At 53.6% G+C, this 20,148-nt stretch carries 17 protein-coding genes, 2 tRNA genes and 2 pseudogenes; 12 read left to right on the top strand and 9 right to left on the bottom strand.

Annotated elements, in window-relative coordinates; genetic code table 11:
- Nucleotides 1-73 precede the first annotated feature (73 nt).
- Nucleotides 74-664 (bottom strand): AAA family ATPase, encoded by a 591-nt coding sequence (locus QQ91_RS10490; RefSeq protein ID WP_166282193.1) that lies wholly within the window; start codon nucleotides 662-664, stop codon nucleotides 74-76.
- Between the two features lie 368 nt (nucleotides 665-1,032).
- Between QQ91_RS10490 and QQ91_RS10485 the strand changes: the two genes are divergently transcribed.
- On the top strand, nucleotides 1,033-2,115 hold the full coding sequence (locus QQ91_RS10485; protein WP_166282191.1) for an integron integrase: 1,083 nt from the start codon (nucleotides 1,033-1,035) through the stop codon (nucleotides 2,113-2,115).
- Between the two features lie 357 nt (nucleotides 2,116-2,472).
- On the opposite strand, the gene QQ91_RS10480 is transcribed toward QQ91_RS10485, so the two are convergent.
- The 3 genes from QQ91_RS10480 to QQ91_RS10470 form a co-directional block, all read right to left on the bottom strand.
- Nucleotides 2,473-2,546: transfer RNA gene (locus QQ91_RS10480), tRNA-Ile, on the bottom strand.
- A tRNA-OTHER gene (locus tag QQ91_RS10475) sits at nucleotides 2,546-2,618 on the bottom strand. Before QQ91_RS10475 ends, QQ91_RS10480 begins: the two co-directional genes overlap by 1 nt.
- Before the next feature lie 290 nt (nucleotides 2,619-2,908).
- Entirely contained in the window at nucleotides 2,909-3,661 is a 753-nt protein-coding gene (locus QQ91_RS10470) for an LmeA family phospholipid-binding protein (protein WP_166282189.1), read from the bottom strand.
- A 52-nt stretch (nucleotides 3,662-3,713) separates the two neighbouring features.
- Here QQ91_RS10470 and QQ91_RS10465 point away from each other — a divergent pair, with 52 nt between their 5' ends.
- Complete coding sequence (locus tag QQ91_RS10465) at nucleotides 3,714-5,402, top strand: ABC1 kinase family protein (RefSeq protein ID WP_166282187.1); 1,689 nt, start codon at nucleotides 3,714-3,716, stop codon at nucleotides 5,400-5,402.
- On the opposite strand, the gene QQ91_RS10460 is transcribed toward QQ91_RS10465, so the two are convergent.
- Together QQ91_RS10460 and QQ91_RS10455 are read right to left on the bottom strand one after the other, a co-directional pair.
- Entirely contained in the window at nucleotides 5,391-6,317 is a 927-nt protein-coding gene (locus tag QQ91_RS10460) for a S1 family peptidase (RefSeq protein ID WP_166282185.1), read from the bottom strand. The two genes, QQ91_RS10465 and QQ91_RS10460, sit on opposite strands and share 12 nt — an antisense overlap.
- A 16-nt stretch (nucleotides 6,318-6,333) precedes the next feature.
- Nucleotides 6,334-6,966 carry a COP23 domain-containing protein gene (locus tag QQ91_RS10455; RefSeq protein WP_236096160.1) on the bottom strand — a complete coding sequence of 211 codons (633 nt, stop codon included), beginning with the start codon at nucleotides 6,964-6,966 and terminating at the stop codon, nucleotides 6,334-6,336.
- 244 nt (nucleotides 6,967-7,210) lie between these two features.
- On the opposite strand from QQ91_RS10455, the gene purH reads away from it, so the two are divergent.
- The 4 genes and pseudogenes from purH (at nucleotide 7,211) to QQ91_RS10435 (ending at nucleotide 12,540) form a co-directional block, all read left to right on the top strand.
- Nucleotides 7,211-8,794: a bifunctional phosphoribosylaminoimidazolecarboxamide formyltransferase/IMP cyclohydrolase gene (gene purH / locus QQ91_RS10450; protein WP_166282183.1), complete on the top strand. Its 1,584-nt coding sequence runs from the start codon at nucleotides 7,211-7,213 to the stop codon at nucleotides 8,792-8,794.
- Nucleotides 8,795-9,007: 213 nt separating this feature from the next.
- Nucleotides 9,008-9,787, top strand: a complete 780-nt coding sequence (locus QQ91_RS10445; RefSeq protein ID WP_166282181.1) for an SIMPL domain-containing protein — start codon at nucleotides 9,008-9,010, stop codon at nucleotides 9,785-9,787.
- 603 nt (nucleotides 9,788-10,390) lie between these two features.
- Nucleotides 10,391-10,651: pseudogene (locus QQ91_RS10440) on the top strand (helix-turn-helix domain-containing protein); the annotation flags it as partial.
- Nucleotides 10,652-11,382: 731 nt separating this feature from the next.
- Complete coding sequence (locus QQ91_RS10435) at nucleotides 11,383-12,540, top strand: hypothetical protein (protein WP_166282179.1); 1,158 nt, start codon at nucleotides 11,383-11,385, stop codon at nucleotides 12,538-12,540.
- A 43-nt stretch (nucleotides 12,541-12,583) separates the two neighbouring features.
- Here QQ91_RS10435 and thrB read toward each other — a convergent pair whose 3' ends face one another.
- Complete coding sequence (gene thrB, locus QQ91_RS10430; RefSeq protein ID WP_166282177.1) at nucleotides 12,584-13,519, bottom strand: homoserine kinase; 936 nt, start codon at nucleotides 13,517-13,519, stop codon at nucleotides 12,584-12,586.
- 228 nt (nucleotides 13,520-13,747) lie between these two features.
- On the opposite strand from thrB, the gene QQ91_RS10425 reads away from it, so the two are divergent.
- The gene (locus QQ91_RS10425; protein ID WP_166282175.1) at nucleotides 13,748-13,948 is read left to right on the top strand and encodes a hypothetical protein; all 201 of its coding nucleotides are present in this window, start codon (nucleotides 13,748-13,750) and stop codon (nucleotides 13,946-13,948) included.
- On the opposite strand, the gene QQ91_RS10420 is transcribed toward QQ91_RS10425, so the two are convergent.
- Together QQ91_RS10420 and trpB are read right to left on the bottom strand one after the other, a co-directional pair.
- Nucleotides 13,945-14,178 (bottom strand): DUF202 domain-containing protein, encoded by a 234-nt coding sequence (locus tag QQ91_RS10420; protein WP_166282173.1) that lies wholly within the window; start codon nucleotides 14,176-14,178, stop codon nucleotides 13,945-13,947. The two genes, QQ91_RS10425 and QQ91_RS10420, sit on opposite strands and share 4 nt — an antisense overlap.
- A gap of 89 nt (nucleotides 14,179-14,267) precedes the next feature.
- Entirely contained in the window at nucleotides 14,268-15,509 is a 1,242-nt protein-coding gene (trpB, locus tag QQ91_RS10415; protein ID WP_166282171.1) for a tryptophan synthase subunit beta, read from the bottom strand.
- Between the two features lie 211 nt (nucleotides 15,510-15,720).
- Here trpB and QQ91_RS10410 point away from each other — a divergent pair.
- The 5 genes and pseudogenes from QQ91_RS10410 to ppsA form a co-directional block, all read left to right on the top strand.
- Nucleotides 15,721-15,974: pseudogene (locus tag QQ91_RS10410) on the top strand (helix-turn-helix domain-containing protein); the annotation flags it as partial.
- Between the two features lie 64 nt (nucleotides 15,975-16,038).
- On the top strand, nucleotides 16,039-16,227 hold the full coding sequence (locus QQ91_RS10405) for a GatB/YqeY domain-containing protein (RefSeq protein ID WP_166282169.1): 189 nt from the start codon (nucleotides 16,039-16,041) through the stop codon (nucleotides 16,225-16,227).
- 157 nt (nucleotides 16,228-16,384) lie between these two features.
- The gene (locus QQ91_RS10400) at nucleotides 16,385-16,732 is read left to right on the top strand and encodes a hypothetical protein (RefSeq protein WP_166282167.1); all 348 of its coding nucleotides are present in this window, start codon (nucleotides 16,385-16,387) and stop codon (nucleotides 16,730-16,732) included.
- Nucleotides 16,733-17,177: 445 nt separating this feature from the next.
- Nucleotides 17,178-17,609, top strand: coding sequence for a pentapeptide repeat-containing protein (locus tag QQ91_RS10395; protein WP_166282165.1), 432 nt, complete (start codon nucleotides 17,178-17,180; stop codon nucleotides 17,607-17,609).
- A 42-nt stretch (nucleotides 17,610-17,651) separates the two neighbouring features.
- Complete coding sequence (gene ppsA, locus QQ91_RS10390; protein ID WP_166282163.1) at nucleotides 17,652-20,120, top strand: phosphoenolpyruvate synthase; 2,469 nt, start codon at nucleotides 17,652-17,654, stop codon at nucleotides 20,118-20,120.
- Nucleotides 20,121-20,148 lie beyond the last annotated feature (28 nt).

The following is a 20,148-nucleotide window of genomic DNA, read 5'->3' as shown; positions in this document are numbered from 1 at the left end:
GCTTCCGCATAATTGCTGTACGACTTAAGGAAACGCCCTATTTCCAATAAGGTGTACTTCTTGCTGTGACCAACTACGAAAAATCTTTAAACGATTTAATCTTTTGTAGAGATTGATTAACTTCGATCAGAAATTCATCAATCTTCTCAATGATTACAAAGTCAAAGTCTTGTAAACTACCGTCTTCTAGATATTTAACTATGATGTGATTGAGAAATTTACCGACACCTCTATTCTTGGAAAAACTTAGTTCAGATGATGGATTTCTGAGTGAGTCATAGTTTATATAATTAACGCATCTTACTATGCTATTAGAAATCAATGTTCCTGATTCTTGGTGCTGAAACTTAATTACGTCATCAGGAGATTCTTGAACAGCTACTATATTAATCTTCTCTCTATCAGTAGGATCAAATAAATCGTCAAAGAAGCCCTGCTCAATTTCTGATAGTCCTAATGAAAAAGTGATACAAATCTGCTCGTCAGGATTTAGAAAATCTGATTCAGCAAAGTTGTTTCTATTAAATAGAATATTCAATAAGTCAAGTAAATTTGATTTGCCTAAATTATTTTCTCCGATAATGAAGTTCATTGTCGGATGGAATTTTATTTTTACTCCGTCTAAATTCCGGTAGTTTTTGATCTCAAGTGCAGAAATTCTCATAGGGTTCAGACTTCTGTAAGCTGCCTCAGATCTTAACTCTAGAAAATAAAAAGACTCGAAACTTTATTAAATGGACAAGAACCTCTCTTGTACTCATAGGTAACTATCGACTACTGCCCCACCAGGGATTCAGCAGCCTAACTATGATTTAGACATCATCATGACGTCTAACTCCCCTAAAAGTCATGTTAAGCGTGGCTGTTAAGTTTAACACCCTTTAATCAGGATGTTAGAAATATTTCTGAAATTTAACATCCCAATGGAGGGGTGTTATACCAACTTAAATATGGTATATGTGTACTATTATTGGTACTGAGGATCCCCGTTTCCTGAAATAGAGTGTTTCATTTCTTTACATGTTCTGAGTCATGCCAGCCTCCTCACTTGATTCTCATGCGCCAAAATTAATTGAACAGATAAAAATCACGGCTAGGCTAAAACATTTCAGTCTTAAGACGGAAAAATCCTATCTCTATTACATCCGTGACTTCATCCGATTTCACCACATGCGCCACCCAAGAGAAATGGGGGTCTCAGAAATTCGAGATTATTTGTCTTATTTAGCGGTCCATAAGCATATTGCTCCATCCACTCAAAACGTGGCCTTGAGTGCCCTTTTGTTCCTCTATCAGCAGGTCTTACAAATCGAGGTGCCTTACATTGAAGGGATCGAAAGACCGCGTCGTGCCCAACACTTACCCGTTGTGTTTTCTCGTGAAGAAGTACAAAGAATTTTGGCGAATTTAGAGGGCATATTTTACATAATGGCAAGTTTGCTCTATGGTTCGGGTCTGCGTCTCAATGAATGCTTACATCTGCGCGTCAAAGATCTGGATTTTGATTATTTACAAATTACGGTCAGGGATGGCAAAGGTTACAAAGATCGCCTGACGATTCTTCCCCATTCCTTAATTGATGGCCTTCAACTTCAACTTCAATTTGCCAAGCAGCTTTTCCAGTTTGATCTCAATCAAGGTTATGGAGAGGCATCCCTTCCCTATGCCCTCGCTCAAAAATATCCTAATTTAGGCCGCACCTGGGGGTGGCAATACGTATTTCCATCCAAGAAACGATCGCTCGATCCGATGTCTCATCGAGTCAAACGGCACCATATCCATGAACAAACGCTGCAAAGAGCTGTCAAACAAGCAATTCATCAGGCTGGAATTGTCAAACATGGCAGTTGCCATACCTTTCGCCATAGTTTCGCAACCCATTTACTGGAAAATGGGTATGACATTCGGACGGTTCAGGAACTCATGGGTCATAAAGATGTAAAAACAACCATGATTTATACCCATGTTCTCAACAAGGGAGGAAAGGGAGTGCGATCGCCTCTAGATTCTTGTAATTGTATTGATGGAGCGATCGCCCCAACATCACCCACGCTGCTTCCAAACCTCACTGCCCTTCGAATTCACTCAGCGATCGCCCTAGGCGATCGCCCGTGACCAACTGGATTAAGCGCCGTGGAACCCGCCCTTCCTATCGATCAGACCCGTCTCACCCAGAGGATTGACCCGTCTTTTCCACAGGTTGGACCAGCCCTTTAACGCAGATCTACTGTTCCCCAGAGCGCCCAGACTCCGATCCGTAGACCCTTGCCTGACCGTCCTGCGCGAAGAGATAGACTCAAGCCGATCATCAATAGCGATTGCGCTGGCCTAGTCACTGCTGCGGCCCTTCTCCCGCAGGAAAAACACCGCTCGTATCTTCCAGGGCAAAGCGAAAAGAGGGTGGGGGTGCCCCCGGCGGGATTGCTCCCGCTGTCAGACTCGTCACAAACGAGGTGCCCATACCCAGGGCGGGGAAACGGACAGGAGTCGAACCTGTGACCAAACAGATTATGAGTCTGTTGCTCTACCTACTGAGCTACCGTTCTGGTTCAGAATGTGGGAGTCGAACCCACGACCGCCGAGTAAACCCGGCTGCTCTACCCCTGAGCTAATCCTGAGAAGGAGAATAACGGAGAGGTTATTCGCAGAGATGGACTGGGCCAGGATTGTGGTACACATCCCGGCAATTTGCAGCAAGGAATGCGCCAGCTAGGCTTACAGAACCTAAACCGCTACGCTCCTGACTTCGTCGCACCGGCTATCGAAGCTAGCATAGGAACCCTGGCGATCGCCAGGCCACGGACCCCGAACAATCACGGGGCATGGGTCCCAACCCCTGGAGGACCGACCGCCCAGCCTGGAGATGCTGCCAACGGGTGAATCCCCCTTGACTTCCCAGGGAATCTAGCTAAGAGCGACGGGAGGGAAACTGATTGACCTGGGCCGTGCCATACAAAATAATCTGTTGAGTCTGAACCCGGATACGATCCACCCAGAGCTGCATGCCATCCAGGGCAAAGCGCTCTAAATCCAGCATGGAATTAACGTGATCCATCAAGCTGGTTCCCAACGCCACGGCAGATTCGTCCCCGTTATGCTTAACATTAATAAACTGTATCTTGCGGCGATCAATTACATCGACTTCAGCGGTCATATCCAGATTCATCGGATCTTCCTCACCGTGAGTAACCTGGGAGGTCAACGTGACGGAGCGATCCTCATTGACGCTCATTTGAGTGTTGCGGAAGATCAGCGGCTGTCCCTGGTATTGCAGCCGCTCTAGTTTTTCCACCACAAAGGGCGTGTTAAAGGAAGTGGTCAAGTCTTCCTGGGATAAAACAACCCGCATACTGGCTTTCGTGGGCTGTCTGAGCTTAACCTGCCCCGACAAAATGGCGCTAAAGTCAATGGCAACAGCGTCTACATAGAATTCCATACAGGCAATTCGCAGGCCGTTGTACATCTGCAGACCCTTGCCCACAAAATCGAACCCATCAACGCTGCCCTGAAGCAGTTTGGCAACAGGCTCAGCTCGCACCGTTGCATCTAACTGCTCTGTACGCTTGAACAAGGCTGCGATCGCCCCGCTGACAACTTTGCTGACAACGCGATCTCCACCTTGCCCTGGAAATGGTAAGCTACCTAACACGGCGGACATCATATCCTTCTGGCGTCTCTGTTCATGGGATACACTATAGCCTAATTATTAAGTAATGTTAAAGAACCAGGGGGAAGATTCCGTAGAGTCTTATCGCTGGGCCAAAGCCCAATATACCGAATTCGAGCGTTTCGTCGATATTGGTCGGGTGGTTGTCCAGTTCCTGGGATCGCTGATGGTGGATCGAGCCGCCTGGAGCTATGGACAGTTTAGCGCTCCCACGGATCTGCAACGTCGCGAACGCCGAAAACATCGGGCCGCATGGCTCCGCAAGGCCCTGCTTTCCCTGGGACCCACCTTTATCAAAGTCGGACAATTTTTTTCAACTCGGGCCGATTTAGTGCCGGTTGAGTACCTGGAGGAGCTGGCAAAGCTCCAGGATCAAGTGCCGGCCTTTAGCCTGGATCTGGTGCATCAGATTATTGAGCGTGAGTTTGGGACGCCGGTGATGGAGTTATTTCCCGGCTTTGAGCCTGTGCCCATTGCCTCAGCTAGCCTGGGTCAAGTTCACCTAGCCCGCTTAAAGTCTGGGGAAGAGGTGGTGGTTAAGGTGCAGCGCCCTGGCTTAGCCCAGCTCTTTGCCATTGACCTGGGGATTTTGGAGCGGGTGGCTCGCTTTGTTCAGACCCATACGCCCCTGGGAGGAGACCAGCGTGATTGGATCAGCATCCACGCCGAATGCCGGCGAACGCTGTTGTTGGAGATTGATTATTGCAACGAGGGGCGCAACGCCGATACTTTTCGCCGAAAGTTTGCCCAGGATGCGACGGTGCGGGTTCCTAAGATTCTCTGGCGCTATTGTTCTCCTGCCGTACTGACGATGGAATATCTGCCCGGGATCAAAATCAGCAACTTTCCAGCCCTGGAGGCAGCAGGCTTGGATCGCCGCGAAATTGCGCGTTTGGGGGCGCAGTGCTACCTACGCCAGGTGTTGCGCGACGGATTCTTTCATGCCGATCCCCACCCCGGCAATCTAGCCGTAACTCCGGAAGGCACCCTGATTTTCTATGACTTCGGCATGATGGGACAGCTTCCCTCTGGCACCACCGAAAAGCTGATGACGACCTTTGCCGGAATCGTGCAGCAAGACGCCAGCCTTATCGTTCAATCCATGGTGGATCTGGGGGCATTATCCACCCAGGTGGAGTTAGGTCCAGTGCGTCGCTCGGTTCAGTACATGCTTGAGCATTATCTTGCCCAGTCACTGGACACCCACCCAGAGATTTCCATGGCGGCGATCAATGACGATCTCTACGAGTTAAGCCAGGATCAGCCCTTCCGCTTCCCGGCTTCGTTCACCTTTGTTCTGCGATCGCTGGTGGCCCTAGAGGCCTTGGGGAAAATGCTGGACCCTGAATTTAACTTAATGGCAGCGGCTGAACCACTGGCAGAGGAGCTGATGCCGGGTGGACAGGAGGCCTGGTCTGCCCAATGGACCCAGCGAATGCTGACCGCCACCCAAACTGCCCTAGACCTGCCTGGGCGCCTTCATGGTCTACTCGATCGCGTTGAGGAGGATGATCTCATCTTGCGCCTGCGTCTGGATGAGGTGGAAGAACCCCTGCTCCTGTTGGCCTACCGTCGGGCGGGATTGAGCTACCTCATTCTCAGTGCCTGCTTTTTAGGATCGGGACTTCAACTGCAGCTTTCGGGCTGGTGGACCCTGAGCCTCGTGCTGTGGGGGTTGGGTGCAGTGAGTGCCATCGCCTGGATCCAAACCTGGCGATCGCAGCTAAAGTCCTGATGATGGGGTCTTAACCGCGGGTCTGGCAGGAGAATAGGCTGCAGCAGGTTTGGGCAACCGGTGGGGATCTGGCGACCAATATCTCAAAATAGTTTCTGTGGGAATAGCCCAGCTAGAGTTTGACAACAGCGGCCTCATAGCAGTGGCGGGAGCAGAGCCATCCTCATATTCGTAGGGATCCCCCCAAAGCGGCTCCGCGTGAATCCCATGAATTGCGACCACTTCTCCACGCTGATTCAGCAGCGGCCCTCCGCTCATGCCCTTAAGAATAAGGTTAGTGTAGCCAAGCTGATATCCCCCGGTCAGGGACTGAGGCATAATGGCAGAGACCCGGCCTTCAGAGAAGAAAAAGGGGTGATGAGCAGAAGCAGCGCTGTAGTCCGCAGGGAAGCCTGCGGCAAATACAGGGGTTCCGACGGGTAAATGGAGGCCCTGGGCAAATTTAGCCACGGGATAGTAAATCTGCGGAGCTTGGAACGACAGCAGAGCCAGATCTTTCTGACCAAAGTTAATTTGCGGATTTAATCGCGCTCCATGGAGTCGTCCGTCTAGAGTCTGGAGCGTGATGGATCGACTCCCTCGCACCACATGGGCGTTGGTTAACACCTCGTAGGTGGCCTCCCGGCACCTCACCAAAATTCCCGATCCCACCTGCTCATCCGTGATGACCTTGACGGAAATTGCCTGGGCCTGCCGGATCAGGACTGGGGACACAGCCTGCGCACGGGAGTGAACCTCCTGGGGAAAGGGTTGGGCGATGGCACCAGAACTGGGCAGCATCACCAAGGCCAGAATCCCAACCCAAAACCGCCAGTGAGATTTTCTGGGCAGGGATTCTGGTTCTAGCGTCAGAGCACCCTTGGGCAGTGGAAGATCCGGGGACTGCGGCTGCCGATCTGGAATAAAGTCTTCCATGGCCAATTGCCAGGGGTTACCAGAGTTCTCCGGGGACAGGCACCGTGGATGAATCTGGAGACGCCTTTGGCGGGGTGGCGGGATCGGGTGCAGCCGCGGGGTCGGGAGTCGCTGGAGTCGTTTCCACTGGGGTGGAATTGCCGATAATGGGCGCAGTGGCCAGAAATTCCTCCATATCAATGTAGGTCCGGGATGCGGACTCATTGAGCGGCCCCGATGCTCTAACGCGTACATCTAACAGTCGCTGCAGGGTTAAGCCGGGATTGCTGCCGGGTCTCAAGGTGAACAGCAGGTCGCTACAGGCTCCTCCCTTATGCTGGGCGACGCAAACCACGGGCTGACGATTAATAATCCCAGTGGTCAGGAAGTTCAACGTGCCTTTTTCGTAGAATTCCTGAAACCGCTTAGAAACGATATCGCAGCGAACTTGCGGCGGATAGTCTTCGCCAAACTCCCTGGTGCGCCATGCAATTACCCTGGCTTCTCCCCGCGAGGTGCGCGCCATGGTGGTGGGCACCCCACCGTAGTTTTTGCAGAGAAACTTTGCACCCGTTGGATTGGCGAAGGCCGAGCCAGAAACAGCAGTCATGGCCGCCGCACTGGCAAGAACCGCGGTTAAAAGGCTGGGAACAAAGGGTCGAAATTTCATGATTTCAGAACTTGATGAAGGGTATGGAGATCCAGAATCGAGTGTGGGAATGGCAGGTAGGGTGCATTGCTACGGGGCACTCTCACCTCAACCCTAACCTGTTCTTACTCTAGTGAGAATCCTGGGTGACTACGATGATTTCGATCACACGAGCCCCATTTTCTGACAAGATTTAACCAGTATAACTAGGCTGTTGGAATGCTCCTCCTAGTTTGTTGAGCGATATCAAGGATTCAGAAATTACATGACCCGATTGGCACTGCTGAGTACTTCGGATAAAACAGGTCTGGTTCCCTTTGCCCAAACCCTGGTTGAGAAATATGGGTTTGAGATTATCAGCAGTGGTGGAACAGCCGCGACGCTCCAAGCCGCGAATATTCCGGTCACAAAGGTCTCTGACTACACCGGAGCCCCTGAAATTTTGGGGGGGCGAGTCAAAACACTGCATCCTAAAATCCACGGTGGTCTTCTGGCTCGACGGAATCTGGCTGCGGATCAAGCAGATTTGGCGAGTCAGCACATCCAGCCCATTGATCTGGTCGTGGTTAACCTCTATCCCTTTGAGCAAACCGTTCAGCGTCAGCAGGAAAAGGGAGACACCAGCTCCGATCAAGCCCTCATCGAGGCCGTTGAGCAAATTGATATTGGGGGACCCACAATGCTGCGATCTGCGGCTAAAAACTTCGCGCATGTGACGGTGCTGTGTACCTCCCACCAGTACGAGGCTTATCTGACTGAACTGGATCAGCATCAGGGGCAGGTCTCCCTGGCGTTTCGGAAACGCTGTGCCATGAGAGTGTTTGAACGAACCGCCGCCTATGATCAAGCGATCGCGGCCTATCTGCGACAGTCCGAGGCAACCTCAACAGACGCGGCCAATCTACCGGAGCATCTTATGATTGCGGGACAGGCTCAGCAAACCCTGCGCTACGGCGAAAATCCCCACCAGCGCGCGATGTGGTATCAGAGTGCTCCCAGGACTGGCTGGAGCGCGGCGGAGCAGTTGCAGGGAAAGGAGTTGAGCTACAACAACCTGGTGGATTTGGAGGCGGCACGGCGTATTATTGCCGAATTTTGCAGTGATGAAGAATCCCCCACCGCGGCAATTTTGAAGCACAACAATCCCTGCGGCATGGCCCAAGCGGATACCATTGCCATGGCCTATCGCAATGCCTTTGCTGCCGACTCAGTGTCTGCCTTCGGCGGCATTGTGGCTCTCAATCGTCCGATTGATGCCCTGACAGCGCAGACGATGACCCAAACCTTCTTAGAGTGCATCGTGGCTCCTGCCTGTGATCCCGACGCTGCCGAGATTCTGCAGAAAAAATCCAACTTGCGCGTCCTCATTTTGCCAGACTTGGTCACGGGACAGCCGATCACCGCAAAGGCGATTGCCGGAGGTTGGCTGGTGCAGGATGCGGATCATTGGCTGACCCCGCCCTCCGATTGGGATATTGTGACTGACCGCAGGCCCGATCCGGCCATGCTTGCGGAGATGTCCTTTGCCTGGCGAGTGGTCAAGCATGTGAAATCCAATGCCATCGTGGTCACCCGCGATCGCGCCACCCTGGGGGTTGGGGCGGGACAGATGAACCGGGTTGGCGCTGCTAAAATTGCCCTTGAACAGGCAGGCGATCGCGCCCAGGGCGCTGTGCTGGCCAGCGATGGGTTTTTCCCCTTTGATGATTCGGTGCGCACCGCCGCCGCCGCTGGAATTGTCGCCATCGTCCAGCCGGGAGGAAGCATCCGGGATCAAGAATCTATCGTGGCTGCCAATGAACTTGGCGTGATCATGGCCCTGACGGGCACCCGACACTTTCTACATTGAGGCTCTGTGTGACCGCTGCCGCCTTTAAGTTGAGACCTTGCGTTCAAAAGACGGCTCGATAGGATAGCGTAGAGGCTAAGACGGGCAATTAACGTTGTGGAATTCGATTCGCGCGTCTTTAGCTTAGCCCTGTGAATCTGGATTTATGAATCTGAACTTTTAATCTAGATTGGGAGTCTAAGGTCCTTCAGTCATCCATTCTTCGAGGTCGGTATGGCAACCCTAATCCCCCATCAACATCGTCAGCGTCCTGGTTCTTCCCTACGCTGGACTTTCCACCCGCAAGCTTTGAAGCTGGGCGGCATTTCAATCCTCTTGGCCGTCCTGTCTTGGGGGACGGGACCGGCTGCGATCGCTCAAACTGTGATGAGCCGAATTTTATCGGTGACGGGTGAGGGGCAGGAGAGGATCGCGGCAACCGAAGCCGATGTGAATCTGGCGGTGGAGGCTACAGCGAAGACCGCCAACGAAGCTCAGCAGCAAGTGGCCCGACAGGCCGATGCGGTGGTGAGCTATCTCAGGTCACAGAACGTGCAGAGGCTTCAGACTACAGGCATTAATCTCAGTCCTCAATATCGATACGACGACGGCAGACAAACCCTGATTGGCTACCAGGCAAGCAACAGCGTCACTTTTCGCATTACTGCAGACCGCGCGGGAACTGTGCTCGATCGCGCAGTGAATGCCGGAGCGACTCGGATTGACAGCATTTCCTTCACTGCCGCCGATAGCGCCATCAGTAGCGCGCAAAAGCAAGCCCTGCAGAGAGCCACCCAGGATGCTCGCGCCCAGGCCCAGGCCGTCTTATCCACCCTGGGCTTTTCTGAGCAAGAGATTATTGGCATTCAGATCAACGGTGCGGCCACCCCGCCACCGCCGCCGCTTCCAGTGGCTCGCATGGCCATCTCCGAAGCCGCAGACCGTCCAACCACCCCGGTCATTGCTGGCGAACAAACTGTGCGGGCTGCGGTGACGCTGCAAATTCGCTACTAACATTCGCGACTCATCAAGCTTCGCCAGTCAAGTTGCCACCAAGCTGTGCGATCCCCGCTCATCACGCGGATCCAGCGGAGGAACTGATCCCTCCTTAAGTGCGTCCCTTAAATTCGTCCTAAGATTTCTTAAGATTCCAGTCTTTCCCCTGGAGTCGCAGGTTAAAACTGTATTTTCCTGATCGAAAAAAATGCGATGAGGGAACACTGGTTCAATGTGAGGAATGGGTTGCCGCTTTCTAGGCTCGAAGTCAAAGGTTAGGGTGCGTCGCCTTTGATGGTCTAGACATTTAGTGATTTCACCGGAGATACGGTATGGGTTCCCTCTTGATTGCAACGGGCTGTTTGATGTACTGCTGGATTTCCTGCGCATACTACGCGGTTTTGAAGCGTCAGCCCTCCGAAAAGGTTGCGACCGCGTCTGTTCACCCTCAAATCTTGCTGAGAGCCATTCTCTGGCCTACGCAAAGTTTCCAGGCGCCCTTTTCTGAAAACTTGGAGAATCAGGAGGTCTAACCGCTACCAAGATCCGCCGCAGTGATTCGCCTATCCCGCGAAGCGGTGAGGGGGTAGTGTAGGCCGCAGGACGTGCGGAGCTGGTTCTATGCTAAACATGACCTGGGAATTTAAGCTAGAGCCAACTGCTGAGCAGGTTTCAGAGATCGAGCACATTTTGGATGTGTGCTGCAACGTCTGGAGCTTTGCCCGGCGGGAGCGCAAAGACTGGCTCGATTCTCGCAAGTCTCCGGTCAATGCTTGTTCAATTCGGCAAGCGTTCATCTGGCCAGCGGATGCCCCCTTCCCGAGTGATGCGCGGCAGTGCAAGTCGTTAACCGCAGCAAAGGCCGAGTTCCCCAGGCTCAAGTGATTTCCGTGGGCAACGGGGAATAGAAAAGGCCTGAGGAGTCGGGATGACGGGGAGTTCAGTCATGAACTCTAGTCAACTGGCACTGAAGCAGGACATCTTTGGGGCGACCCCGGGAATCTCTCTCTGTCCCTGAAAGGTCAGAGGGAGAGGATGTCAATTCGTCCATGTTTCCAGGAGTGTCGACATGTCCAATCATGGCGCAGCCTGCCATGCCAGCCACAATGGCCACCAGGGGTGAGGGAATGACCTGGGTGGGCAGGAGAGGTAAATGATCCCCAGGGCTAACCCGACCAAGGAATCAACGACCCAGAAGACGTTGATCACAGGAGACGTTGATCAAAGGGGGAAACTGAGCCATGAAGATTAAAATGGCCAGAGCATTCACAACGCCCAGCATGACTGCGCGGGGAATGTATTTTATTTCGCGGTTCCAGGGACTGATACTCCATAGCCTTGAGGGATTCCGGTTGTCACCTCCTCAAGGCAATGCATTGAGGTGATTTAGACAAGTTCCCTCTAGCCCCAAAGCTAGAAGACCCAAATATTCTTTGTCAGAATTTAATTCTTCTTTACGTTAGGGCTTTGTTTGGGGCAAGAAGCTTGAAAGTCAATAAAGATTCGCCCTCTTTCTGCCTCTCAGTCCTAGGATTAACCCAGTGCCAGCGCTTTGCTTTTGCCCTTGCTGGCGCTACACATCCTGCAAGCACCTTGGATTGTGAAGAAAGCTCATGATATTGAATACCCTGGAACAGATCACCGCAGTTACAGTTATTGGAGTTTTGGTGTTGATTTTACCGCTGACGGCGGTGACCTACTTTTTCTTCCAGCGTCGTCATCAAAAGTTAGAGGTTGAGCGAATTTTAAGTCTGCTGGATGTGGATATCCACTACAAGACGATGTTTGGGTTTGAAGAAGGCAAGGCGGGGTCGGCCAACGGTCATCAGCCCAAACTTCTTCTGTATCGGCGAGAGTTTGAGGATTTTGGACAGCTGGCGATCGCGGTGATCTATGCCATGCTCATTGCAGCCTTGGGGCTATCGCTGCTGCTGCTGGGGGAGCAATTTGGCCTTGGATCGGTGCTGAAATTTGAAACGGCCTCGCCAAGCCAGTTTCCCGCAGATGGGTCGCGCATTGTGGCTGGCATGGCAGCGCTGGGCGCCTATATTTGGGGGTTGCGCTTTATTTTTTACCGCTATGGTCAGAACGATATCTTTCCCATTGTCTACTTCAATCTGGGGTTTCGGATTATCTTTGCCTCTCTCATTGCATTCATTGCGTATAATGCCACGGAGGTGCTCCTCGGTGGCGAAGGCGGCAGCAGTATTCCCTTTAATATCTGGCCAACCTTAGGATTTTTGATTGGGATGTTTCCCCAGCGGGGACTGTATTGGATCACCAATAAAATTCCCTTTATTTCATCGCCGCACCATGCTGCAGCCCGCGAAGCACCCCTGGAAATGATCGAAGGACTATCGAGCAATGACATCCTCCGACTCGATGAGCTAGGGATTGAAAACTGCTATGACCTAGCCACCAGTGACTTTATTCCGCTCATCCTGAGAACGCCTTACAGTGCCCGTCAGATCGTGGATTGGATTCTTCAGGCTAAGCTTTGCTGCTGCTTTGGCGACGGCGTGGTGGATTTGCGGCAGCATGGAATTCGCCTGATTCATCAGCTTAAGGCACTGGATGCAAATAGGCTTGAACAAATTGCCAAGGAAACCAGCGTCACGCTCTCTGCCCTGGAGATGGCGAAAGCTTCAGTGGATCAGGATCTTGAGATAGCCCGCCTGTGCAGCGTGAGCTTAAAGCTCAGTGAGTTCACCCACTGCCCCACCGTTCCGGACATCTTAGAGACTGCGCTTCCTTTATTCCGGCACCGATGAGGAAAAAATTGGGGGAGATCAGGGAACCCAGGAGAGCATGGAACTAATAATCAGTTTCAGCAATAGAGGTGCCTTCGATGTCAATGGCGAGCACCTGGGCAATGGCTTCGATCTGGGCCTCTGACCAGCTTTGCTTCATTGCCATGGACACCCGATCTGCTGTTGCCGGGGAACAGAGTGCTAAGACGGTGGGACCAGCACCACTGATGACCAGTCCGTAGGCTCCGGCATGCAGCGCAGCGTTCCGCACGACTTCATAGTGGGCAATGAGGGATCTCCGATAGGGTTGGTGCAGCCGATCCGCCAGGGCTGATTGAAGTTCTTCGACTTGACCAGACCTCAGAGCTTGGACGAGGAGAGCCAGGTGGGAGGCATTGAAAATGGCGTCTGGGTAGGAACAGGAGGTCGGTAGGACAGAGCGCGCGGCTTCCGTGGATAGCTCAAAGTTCGGAATCGCCACAACCGGCACAATGTTCTCGGCCCAGGGAATCTCTAACAGAGTGTGGCCACCCGTGTCTCTCTGGACGGCTAGTTGACAAGATCCCAAGAGCGCAGGCGCCACATTATCTGGATGGCCTTCAATGGCAATCGCCAGGGTCAGCAGCTCTTGCCGGGTGAGCGGATAGCCCGCCAGGGCATTGGCGCCGCACAGTCCGCCAACAATAGCCGTGGCCGAACTGCCCAAGCCTCGCGATAGCGGGACCCCCAAAGTCACCCTGATGTGAACACTAGGAGGCGGCTGCCCTAGATGCTCGAAAACCTTTAAAAAGGCGGTATAGACTAAGTTGTCAGGCCCGGTGGACACCTGATCTGCTTCTGGCCCCTGCACCTGAATGGTAACGGTTGGCTTTGCTGCCTGGTTCTCCACCCCGGTGAAGTCGAACTGGTTCTGTAAGGTTAAAGCAGCCCCCAGACAGTCAAACCCCGGACCGATATTGGCTGTTGTCGCAGGAACTTTCACACAGACCGAAGATGCCATAAACTCACAGACGCTGAATGGGGACCAATGCGATAATATAGCGTTTCTGGGGGAATTGGACGACGATGCCTGGTTCCGGCGGGGCGAGCCGCTTCGGCTTGGGAACGCGAGCAGGAGCAATGACCCACAAGGCTAGGTTTTATGATGGGGTTAGAGGCGGATCCCAAGCGATCAAGCTTCAGGACGAAAGATTCCACGGCAAACCAGTTCTACCTTTGAGGAAACGGAATGGGAAAAATGTTGCGTAAGCTCAAGAAAATCAAGTCCTTGATGGGAGATCGCTTCGAGACTCTGGAGGCCAATCAGCGTGTGATTCAGCAGCAGCAGCAGGCCCTCTTGGATCGGCTGGCTGCCCTAGAGGCCTTGCTAACGGATCGGTATCAGCCCTTTGACCGACCCCAGCGCCGCGATCGCCTTGCCGATGATTAATGCCCCAGGGGTTCATAGGTTCGGTAGACCCGAATCCCCGCAACCACAAAGATCACGCCTGTGAGACCTAAGGCCCCACACAGAATGAAGGTAAATAGCCCGGCATAAACCTTGGCCAGAGCAGCTGCGGAAATAAAAAACGATAGCGCCGTACGGCAGTAGGCCAAGAGAGTACGCTGGTTAGCGAGGTCGGTTCGAGCTTTAGCGAGAGCAACCTGCTGCTGAGACATGGGGCTAGTTCCTGAATCGACGGCGGTTTTCCGGTCGGGGGAAAGAGGGGCCCCCTGGGTTTAGGGCCTCCCCACCGGGCGGATTAGCTCTAGGCGAAGGTGTCGGCCTGATCCTCTAAGTATTTCGCCACCGTTTGCACGTCCTTGTCTCCGCGTCCGGAGCAGTTGAGCACAATTTTGGGGCGCCCCACAAGCTGGGGGCAGAGGGTTTCCAAATAGGCGATCGCATGGCTGGTTTCCAGGGCCGGGATAATTCCCTCCAGCCGAGATAAGCGCTGGAACGCATCCACCGCTTCCTGGTCAGTGACGCTGTAGTATTCTGCCCGACCGGAGTCCTTCAGGTAGCTGTGCTCCGGGCCAACGCCCGGATAGTCAAGGCCAGCGCTAATGGAGTGGGCCTCTTGGACCTGGCCTTCAGGGTCTTGCAGCAGATAGCTCATGGCCCCGTGCAGCACCCCCACCTGCCCATGGGTCAAGGTGGCTGCATGACGACCGGTTTGGACGCCCTCCCCGGCGGCTTCGACGCCAATCAGGCGCACCGAGGGATCCTTCACAAATTCATAAAAAAGCCCCATGGCATTGGATCCGCCCCCCACACAGGCCAATAAAATATCCGGCAAGCCGCCCCATTTTTCCAGACACTGCTGCCGGGTTTCCTGGCCAATCAGCGCGTGAAAGTCCCGCACCATCATCGGATAGGGGTGCGGCCCCGCCACAGACCCCAAAATGTAGTGGGTTGTTTCCACATGGGTGACCCAGTCGCGGATTGCTTCGGAGGTGGCGTCCTTGAGGGTGCCGGTCCCCGCCTCCACCGGGCGGACTTCGGCCCCCATCAGCCGCATCCGAAACACGTTGAGGGCCTGCCGTGCCATATCGTGAATGCCCATATAAATCACGCAGTCCAGCCCAAAGCGAGCGCAGACTGTTGCGGTGGCCACTCCATGCTGCCCGGCCCCGGTTTCAGCGATGATGCGCTGCTTCCCCATGCGCTTGGCCAGAAGGGCCTGGGCGATCGCGTTGTTGATCTTGTGCGCCCCCGTGTGGTTGAGATCCTCTCGCTTGAGATAAATCTGGGGGCCACTGCCATCTGCCTTGGCGTAGTGGGCCGTGAGCCGCTGGGCAAAGTATAGGGGGCTAGGACGCCCGACATAGTCCCGCAGCAGGTCAGATAGCTCAGCCTGGAACTCTGGGTCGTGGCGATATTGGGCCAGGGCAGACTCAAGCTCTGCCAGAGCTGGCATCAGGGTTTCGGGCACATACTTTCCCCCAAACTGACCAAAACGGCCCAGGCTGTCAGGGGCGGACTGGGGTGAAAGCGGCGTCTGAGTCACAGCAAAGTTTATCCAATAATAGGTCAGGCTTTATTATAAAAAAATTCGCGTCGTAATCACGGTGGAGCAATTTCCATGAGTCTAAAGGAGCAAATCTCCGCTGGAGACGATACGCAGCATTAAAAAAGTGATTCTGGAAAAGGAAACCGACATCCGATAATCCTAAGAAACGGCCAAGCATTTCTTAGGTTCTCATGGTTTTAGGCTAAACATGACCTGGGAATTTAAGCTAGAGCCAACTGCTGAGCAGGTTTCAGAGATTGAGCACATTTTAGATGTGTGTCGCAATGTCTAGAATTTTGCCCTGCGGGAACGCAAAGACTGGCTCGGTTCTCGCAAGTCTCCGGTCAATGCTTGTTGAATTCGGCAAGCGCGTTCATCTGGCCAGCGGATGCCCCCTTCCCGAATGATGCGCGGCAGCGCAAGCCGTTAACCGCAGCAAAGGCCGAGTTCCCCAGGATCAAGTGATTTCCGTGGGCAACGGGGAATAGAAAAGGCCTGGGGAGTCGGGGTGACGGGGAGTTCAGTCATGAACTCTGGTCAACTGGCACTGAAGCAGGAAATCTTTGGTGTGAACCAGGAAATCATTAGCGCCGGGGGCGCGGCTGGTCCTCAGGAGATGGGGAAGGTGATGGGACCCGCGAGGCAAAAGCTCAAGGGCAGGGCAGAGGGTAAAATAGTTCAAGATCTCGTGAAGGCGAAGCTGGCGGGGATCTAGACAAGGCCGTTCTCCGTAAAATTGCGGAGTTCACGGCCCAAAAACTCGCGCAAAATGGCGATCGCCTCCCCTCAAAGTTCAGTAAGATTGCGGAAGCACCCTGGGAAGGATTATTCTACTGTGACGGTGTATCCAGCTTCCTTTGAGCCCTATTCGCATGATGCCGTCCTTAGAAACCTGGCAGCCTGGTGTGGTTCCCCGCTTTAGCACAATGTCTAATCCATTTGTGGTGTTGCTTAGAGGATTTCGTCAGCGGCGTAAAACTCACCGGTTTTGGGCCAGCGATACCGGAACTGATTTTGAAATTGATCAGGCCAGTACAGCGGAAGGAGAATTCTATATGACGGCTCAGCGCTGGGGCGTCAGATCCCAGGATTATATTGAAATCCAAGACGCAGCAGGGTCAACCTGCTACCAGGTGCTGGACATTGATCACTATTCCGACCGACCGGATATGTGGATTGCTCGTCTGATTCCAATAGACCAACCCCTGGATCAGCCTTGAGGTTCCTTGACTCCTGAACTGTGCGGCCAAAACCATGGAAATAGAGGCTGTTAGACTTGGCCACAGCAGTGGATGCCAGAGGCGGAAAGCGACAAAGGGCATGAACCTTATTCCCCCCCGTCCGCTGGGCAAACAAGGGGGTGGTCTTGGGAGACGCGATCGGTTGCCGGGGGGCTGAGAGAGTTGGGCTCCCTTAGGAATCCGCAGTAATCCACAGGCCAAATTCTCGGGTCGCAGTTGGGATGCCAAGTTAGACCCCAACTGCGGCCTGTGATTCTTCCCGAACTGTCAAGGTGAACGGGCCCCTTCCTATGTGCATTTGCGACAATAGAGGTGCAGCAGATCAGGCCTGAGAATCCCTGTCTCTGCTATTTTAAGGATTGCCTGGCGTGGGGTCTAGTCCAGTGAGTTTGTGACATCCCCCCAAGGGCGAGAGGAGGTCTGTATGAAACTCCGTTATCTGATTCCGATGACCCTTGGGGTGCTGGTGGCCTATGCTCTCCCCGCCCAAGCCGTCAATCCAAACCATCTTGCCCAGCTCCTGGAAACACGAGCCTGTATGAATTGCGATCTCAGACAGGCAGATCTGAGCCAGGCGCACCTGATTGGGGCTGATTTGCGCGGGGCTGATCTGCGCGGCGCCAACCTGTTTGATGCCAACTTGGAGGGCGCTGATTTGACGGGGGCCAACCTTGCGGGTGCCGATTTGACGGGGGCGTTTTTAACCAACGCCAGCCTGAATCAGGCAAATCTCGTGGGCACGAACTTTACAAGTGCCACAATGTATTTTACCGAAGCGCAAGGTGCCATCATTGAGGGGACTATCCTCACCGATGCAGAAATATACGGGACTCCCATTAGCATTGGTGGACCGTGAATGTTTTGAAAGCCTAACCGTACCGTCAGGAGACTAGCTGTTATGACCCTTTCTCAGTCCGCCAGCGCTGCGCCGATCCTATCCCCCTGGATAAAGCGTTTCGATGAAGTGGGGATTGTGGATATTCCCCAGGTGGGGGGAAAAAATGCCTCCCTGGGGGAAATGATCCAGCAACTGGTGCCCCAGGGCATTCGAGTTCCCAATGGTTTTGCCACCACCGCCTATGCCTATCGATATTTCATCGAACAGGCCGGGATCAAGCAGCAGCTGCAGGCCATCTTTGCCGATCTAGATGTGGATCAGGTGGAAAATTTGCGGCGGCGAGGCCAGCAGGCGCGATCGCTGATTTTGAGTACGCCCTTTCCCCCCGAGCTGGAAACCGCAATCGTGCAAGCTTACCGCTGGCTGAGCAGCCTGTACGCATTGGAGGCCTCCGAATTAGACGTTGCGGTGCGATCTAGCGCCACGGCGGAGGATCTGCCTGATGCCAGCTTTGCAGGTCAGCAGGAAACCTACTTAAACGTGCGCGGGGTCAAAAATCTTCTGGAGTCCTGTCATAAGTGCTTCGCATCCATCTTTACGGATCGGGCCATTTCTTATCGGACCCTCAAGGGCTTTGACCACTTTGAGGTGGCCCTCTCCGTGGGGGTGCAAAAAATGGTGCGCTCTGACCTGGCCTCCTCGGGCGTTATGTTTTCCATCGATACCGAAAGCGGTTTCAAAGATACCGTGCTGATTACCTCAGCCTATGGGTTGGGAGAGAATGTGGTGCAGGGTGCTGTAAACCCCGATGAATTCCTGGTGTTTAAGCCGACGCTGCGGGAAGGCTATCGCCCTATTCTGAAGCAGCGCTTGGGCAGCAAGGAAATAAAGATGGTGTACGACTTGGGGGGCACCAAACTGACCAAAAATGTCTCCGTTCTAGAAGAAGATCGCCGTCAGTTTTCCATTGATCCAGAGGAGGTGCTGGCCTTAGCCGAGTGGGCCTGTCAGATTGAGGATCACTATTCTCAGGTGCGCGGTGTGCAAACGCCCATGGATATTGAATGGGCCAAGGACGGTCAAACGGGGGAACTCTTTATTGTTCAGGCCAGGCCGGAAACCGTGCAGTCTCAGAAAGCAGGCAACGTTCTGTGCACCTACCGCCTGAATCTTCCCCCCGGAACCCAGCTATCGCCTGTGATTACCGGTCGAGCGGTGGGAGAGCTGATTGGTCAGGGGCAAGCCCGAGTCATTGCCGATGTTAGTCGCATTCTGGAGTTTGAGCCCGGAGAAGTCTTAATTACCGAGCGCACGGATCCAGATTGGGAACCCATTATGAAAAAGGCCAGCGCCATCATTACCAATCAGGGAGGACGAACCTGCCATGCGGCAATCATTGCGCGTGAGTTGGGGATTCCGGCCATTGTTGGCTGTGGAGATGCCACCGAGCGCGTGAAATCCGGCGACTGGCTAACGGTATCTTGTGCGGAAGGAGAAGAGGGACGAGTCTATCCTGGACAGGTTCCATTTGAGAAAGAGGAAACCGCCCTCGATACCCTGCCCCCAACCCACACCAAAATTTTAATGAATATTGGCAATCCCGATGAAGCCTTTCGATTGGCCGCAATTCCCTGCGATGGTGTGGGCCTAGCGCGGTTAGAATTTATCATTGCCAATCAGATCAAGGTGCATCCTCTGGCACTGCTGCAATTTGACACCCTGGACGATAAGCTGGTGCACAGGGCGATCGCTGATCTCACCTATCTCTACTCCCACAAGCCGGATTATTTTGTTCACCGCCTCGCGCAGGGTGTGGGCAGTCTTGCCGCCGCCTTTTATCCCAAGCCGGTGGTGGTGAGAATGTCAGACTTTAAGAGCAATGAATATGCCAACCTGCTAGGGGGACAGGCCTTTGAACCCCAAGAAGAAAACCCAATGTTAGGTTGGCGAGGGGCCTCCCGCTACTATGACGAAAAGTTTCGAGCGGCCTTTGCCCTAGAATGCATTGCTCTCAAGCAGGTGCGAGAAGAGATGGGACTGACCAACGTGATTCCCATGATTCCCTTTTGCCGGACCCCGGAGGAAGGCCGCCAGGTGTTGGCAGAGATGGAGCGCTATGGCCTCAGGCGGGGTGTGGATGGACTACAGGTGTACGTCATGTGCGAGGTGCCGAGTAATGTCATTCTGGCAGAGGCCTTTAGCGAAATCTTTGATGGATTTTCCATTGGCTCAAACGATCTGACCCAGCTGACGCTAGGCCTGGACCGAGATTCGGCATTGGTGGCCCATATCTTTGATGAGCGACATCCAGCGGTAAAGGCGATGGTTCAACAGGTAATCCAGGTGGCCAAGCGTAAGGGACGCAAAATCGGCATCTGTGGCCAAGCTCCCAGCGACTATCCTGAGTTTGCCAAGTTCTTAGTGGAGGAGGGCATTGATTCCATCAGCTTGAACCCCGATTCTGTGCTCAAAACCCATCTGAACGTTGCGCAGGTAGAAGCCTCCCTGGGGCAACCAGGCAAAGCCTAACGGTTATCCGGCCTCACGGTCATCCGGC

This window comes from Lyngbya confervoides BDU141951 (genome assembly GCF_000817775.3).
Lineage (GTDB): Bacteria > Cyanobacteriota > Cyanobacteriia > Thermosynechococcales > Thermosynechococcaceae > Lyngbya > Lyngbya confervoides.
Note: the sequence above shows the minus strand (reverse complement) of the source record. Positions and strands in the feature narration are given on the sequence as shown.

Coding starts and splice junctions, on each gene's coding strand:
- QQ91_RS10395 (WP_166282165.1), top strand. CDS start 17,178: ATGAAACTCCGTTATCTGATTCCGATGACCCTTGGGGTGCTGGTGGCC.
- QQ91_RS10425 (WP_166282175.1), top strand. CDS start 13,748: ATGGGAAAAATGTTGCGTAAGCTCAAGAAAATCAAGTCCTTGATGGGA.
- QQ91_RS10405 (WP_166282169.1), top strand. CDS start 16,039: ATGAACTCTGGTCAACTGGCACTGAAGCAGGAAATCTTTGGTGTGAAC.
- QQ91_RS10400 (WP_166282167.1), top strand. CDS start 16,385: ATGATGCCGTCCTTAGAAACCTGGCAGCCTGGTGTGGTTCCCCGCTTT.
- QQ91_RS10420 (WP_166282173.1), bottom strand. CDS start 14,178: ATGTCTCAGCAGCAGGTTGCTCTCGCTAAAGCTCGAACCGACCTCGCT.
- QQ91_RS10490 (WP_166282193.1), bottom strand. CDS start 664: ATGAGAATTTCTGCACTTGAGATCAAAAACTACCGGAATTTAGACGGA.
- QQ91_RS10455 (WP_236096160.1), bottom strand. CDS start 6,966: ATGAAATTTCGACCCTTTGTTCCCAGCCTTTTAACCGCGGTTCTTGCC.
- QQ91_RS10460 (WP_166282185.1), bottom strand. CDS start 6,317: ATGGAAGACTTTATTCCAGATCGGCAGCCGCAGTCCCCGGATCTTCCA.
- purH (WP_166282183.1), top strand. CDS start 7,211: ATGACCCGATTGGCACTGCTGAGTACTTCGGATAAAACAGGTCTGGTT.
- QQ91_RS10445 (WP_166282181.1), top strand. CDS start 9,008: ATGGCAACCCTAATCCCCCATCAACATCGTCAGCGTCCTGGTTCTTCC.
- QQ91_RS10470 (WP_166282189.1), bottom strand. CDS start 3,661: ATGATGTCCGCCGTGTTAGGTAGCTTACCATTTCCAGGGCAAGGTGGA.
- QQ91_RS10435 (WP_166282179.1), top strand. CDS start 11,383: ATGATATTGAATACCCTGGAACAGATCACCGCAGTTACAGTTATTGGA.
- ppsA (WP_166282163.1), top strand. CDS start 17,652: ATGACCCTTTCTCAGTCCGCCAGCGCTGCGCCGATCCTATCCCCCTGG.
- QQ91_RS10465 (WP_166282187.1), top strand. CDS start 3,714: ATGTTAAAGAACCAGGGGGAAGATTCCGTAGAGTCTTATCGCTGGGCC.
- QQ91_RS10485 (WP_166282191.1), top strand. CDS start 1,033: ATGCCAGCCTCCTCACTTGATTCTCATGCGCCAAAATTAATTGAACAG.
- thrB (WP_166282177.1), bottom strand. CDS start 13,519: ATGGCATCTTCGGTCTGTGTGAAAGTTCCTGCGACAACAGCCAATATC.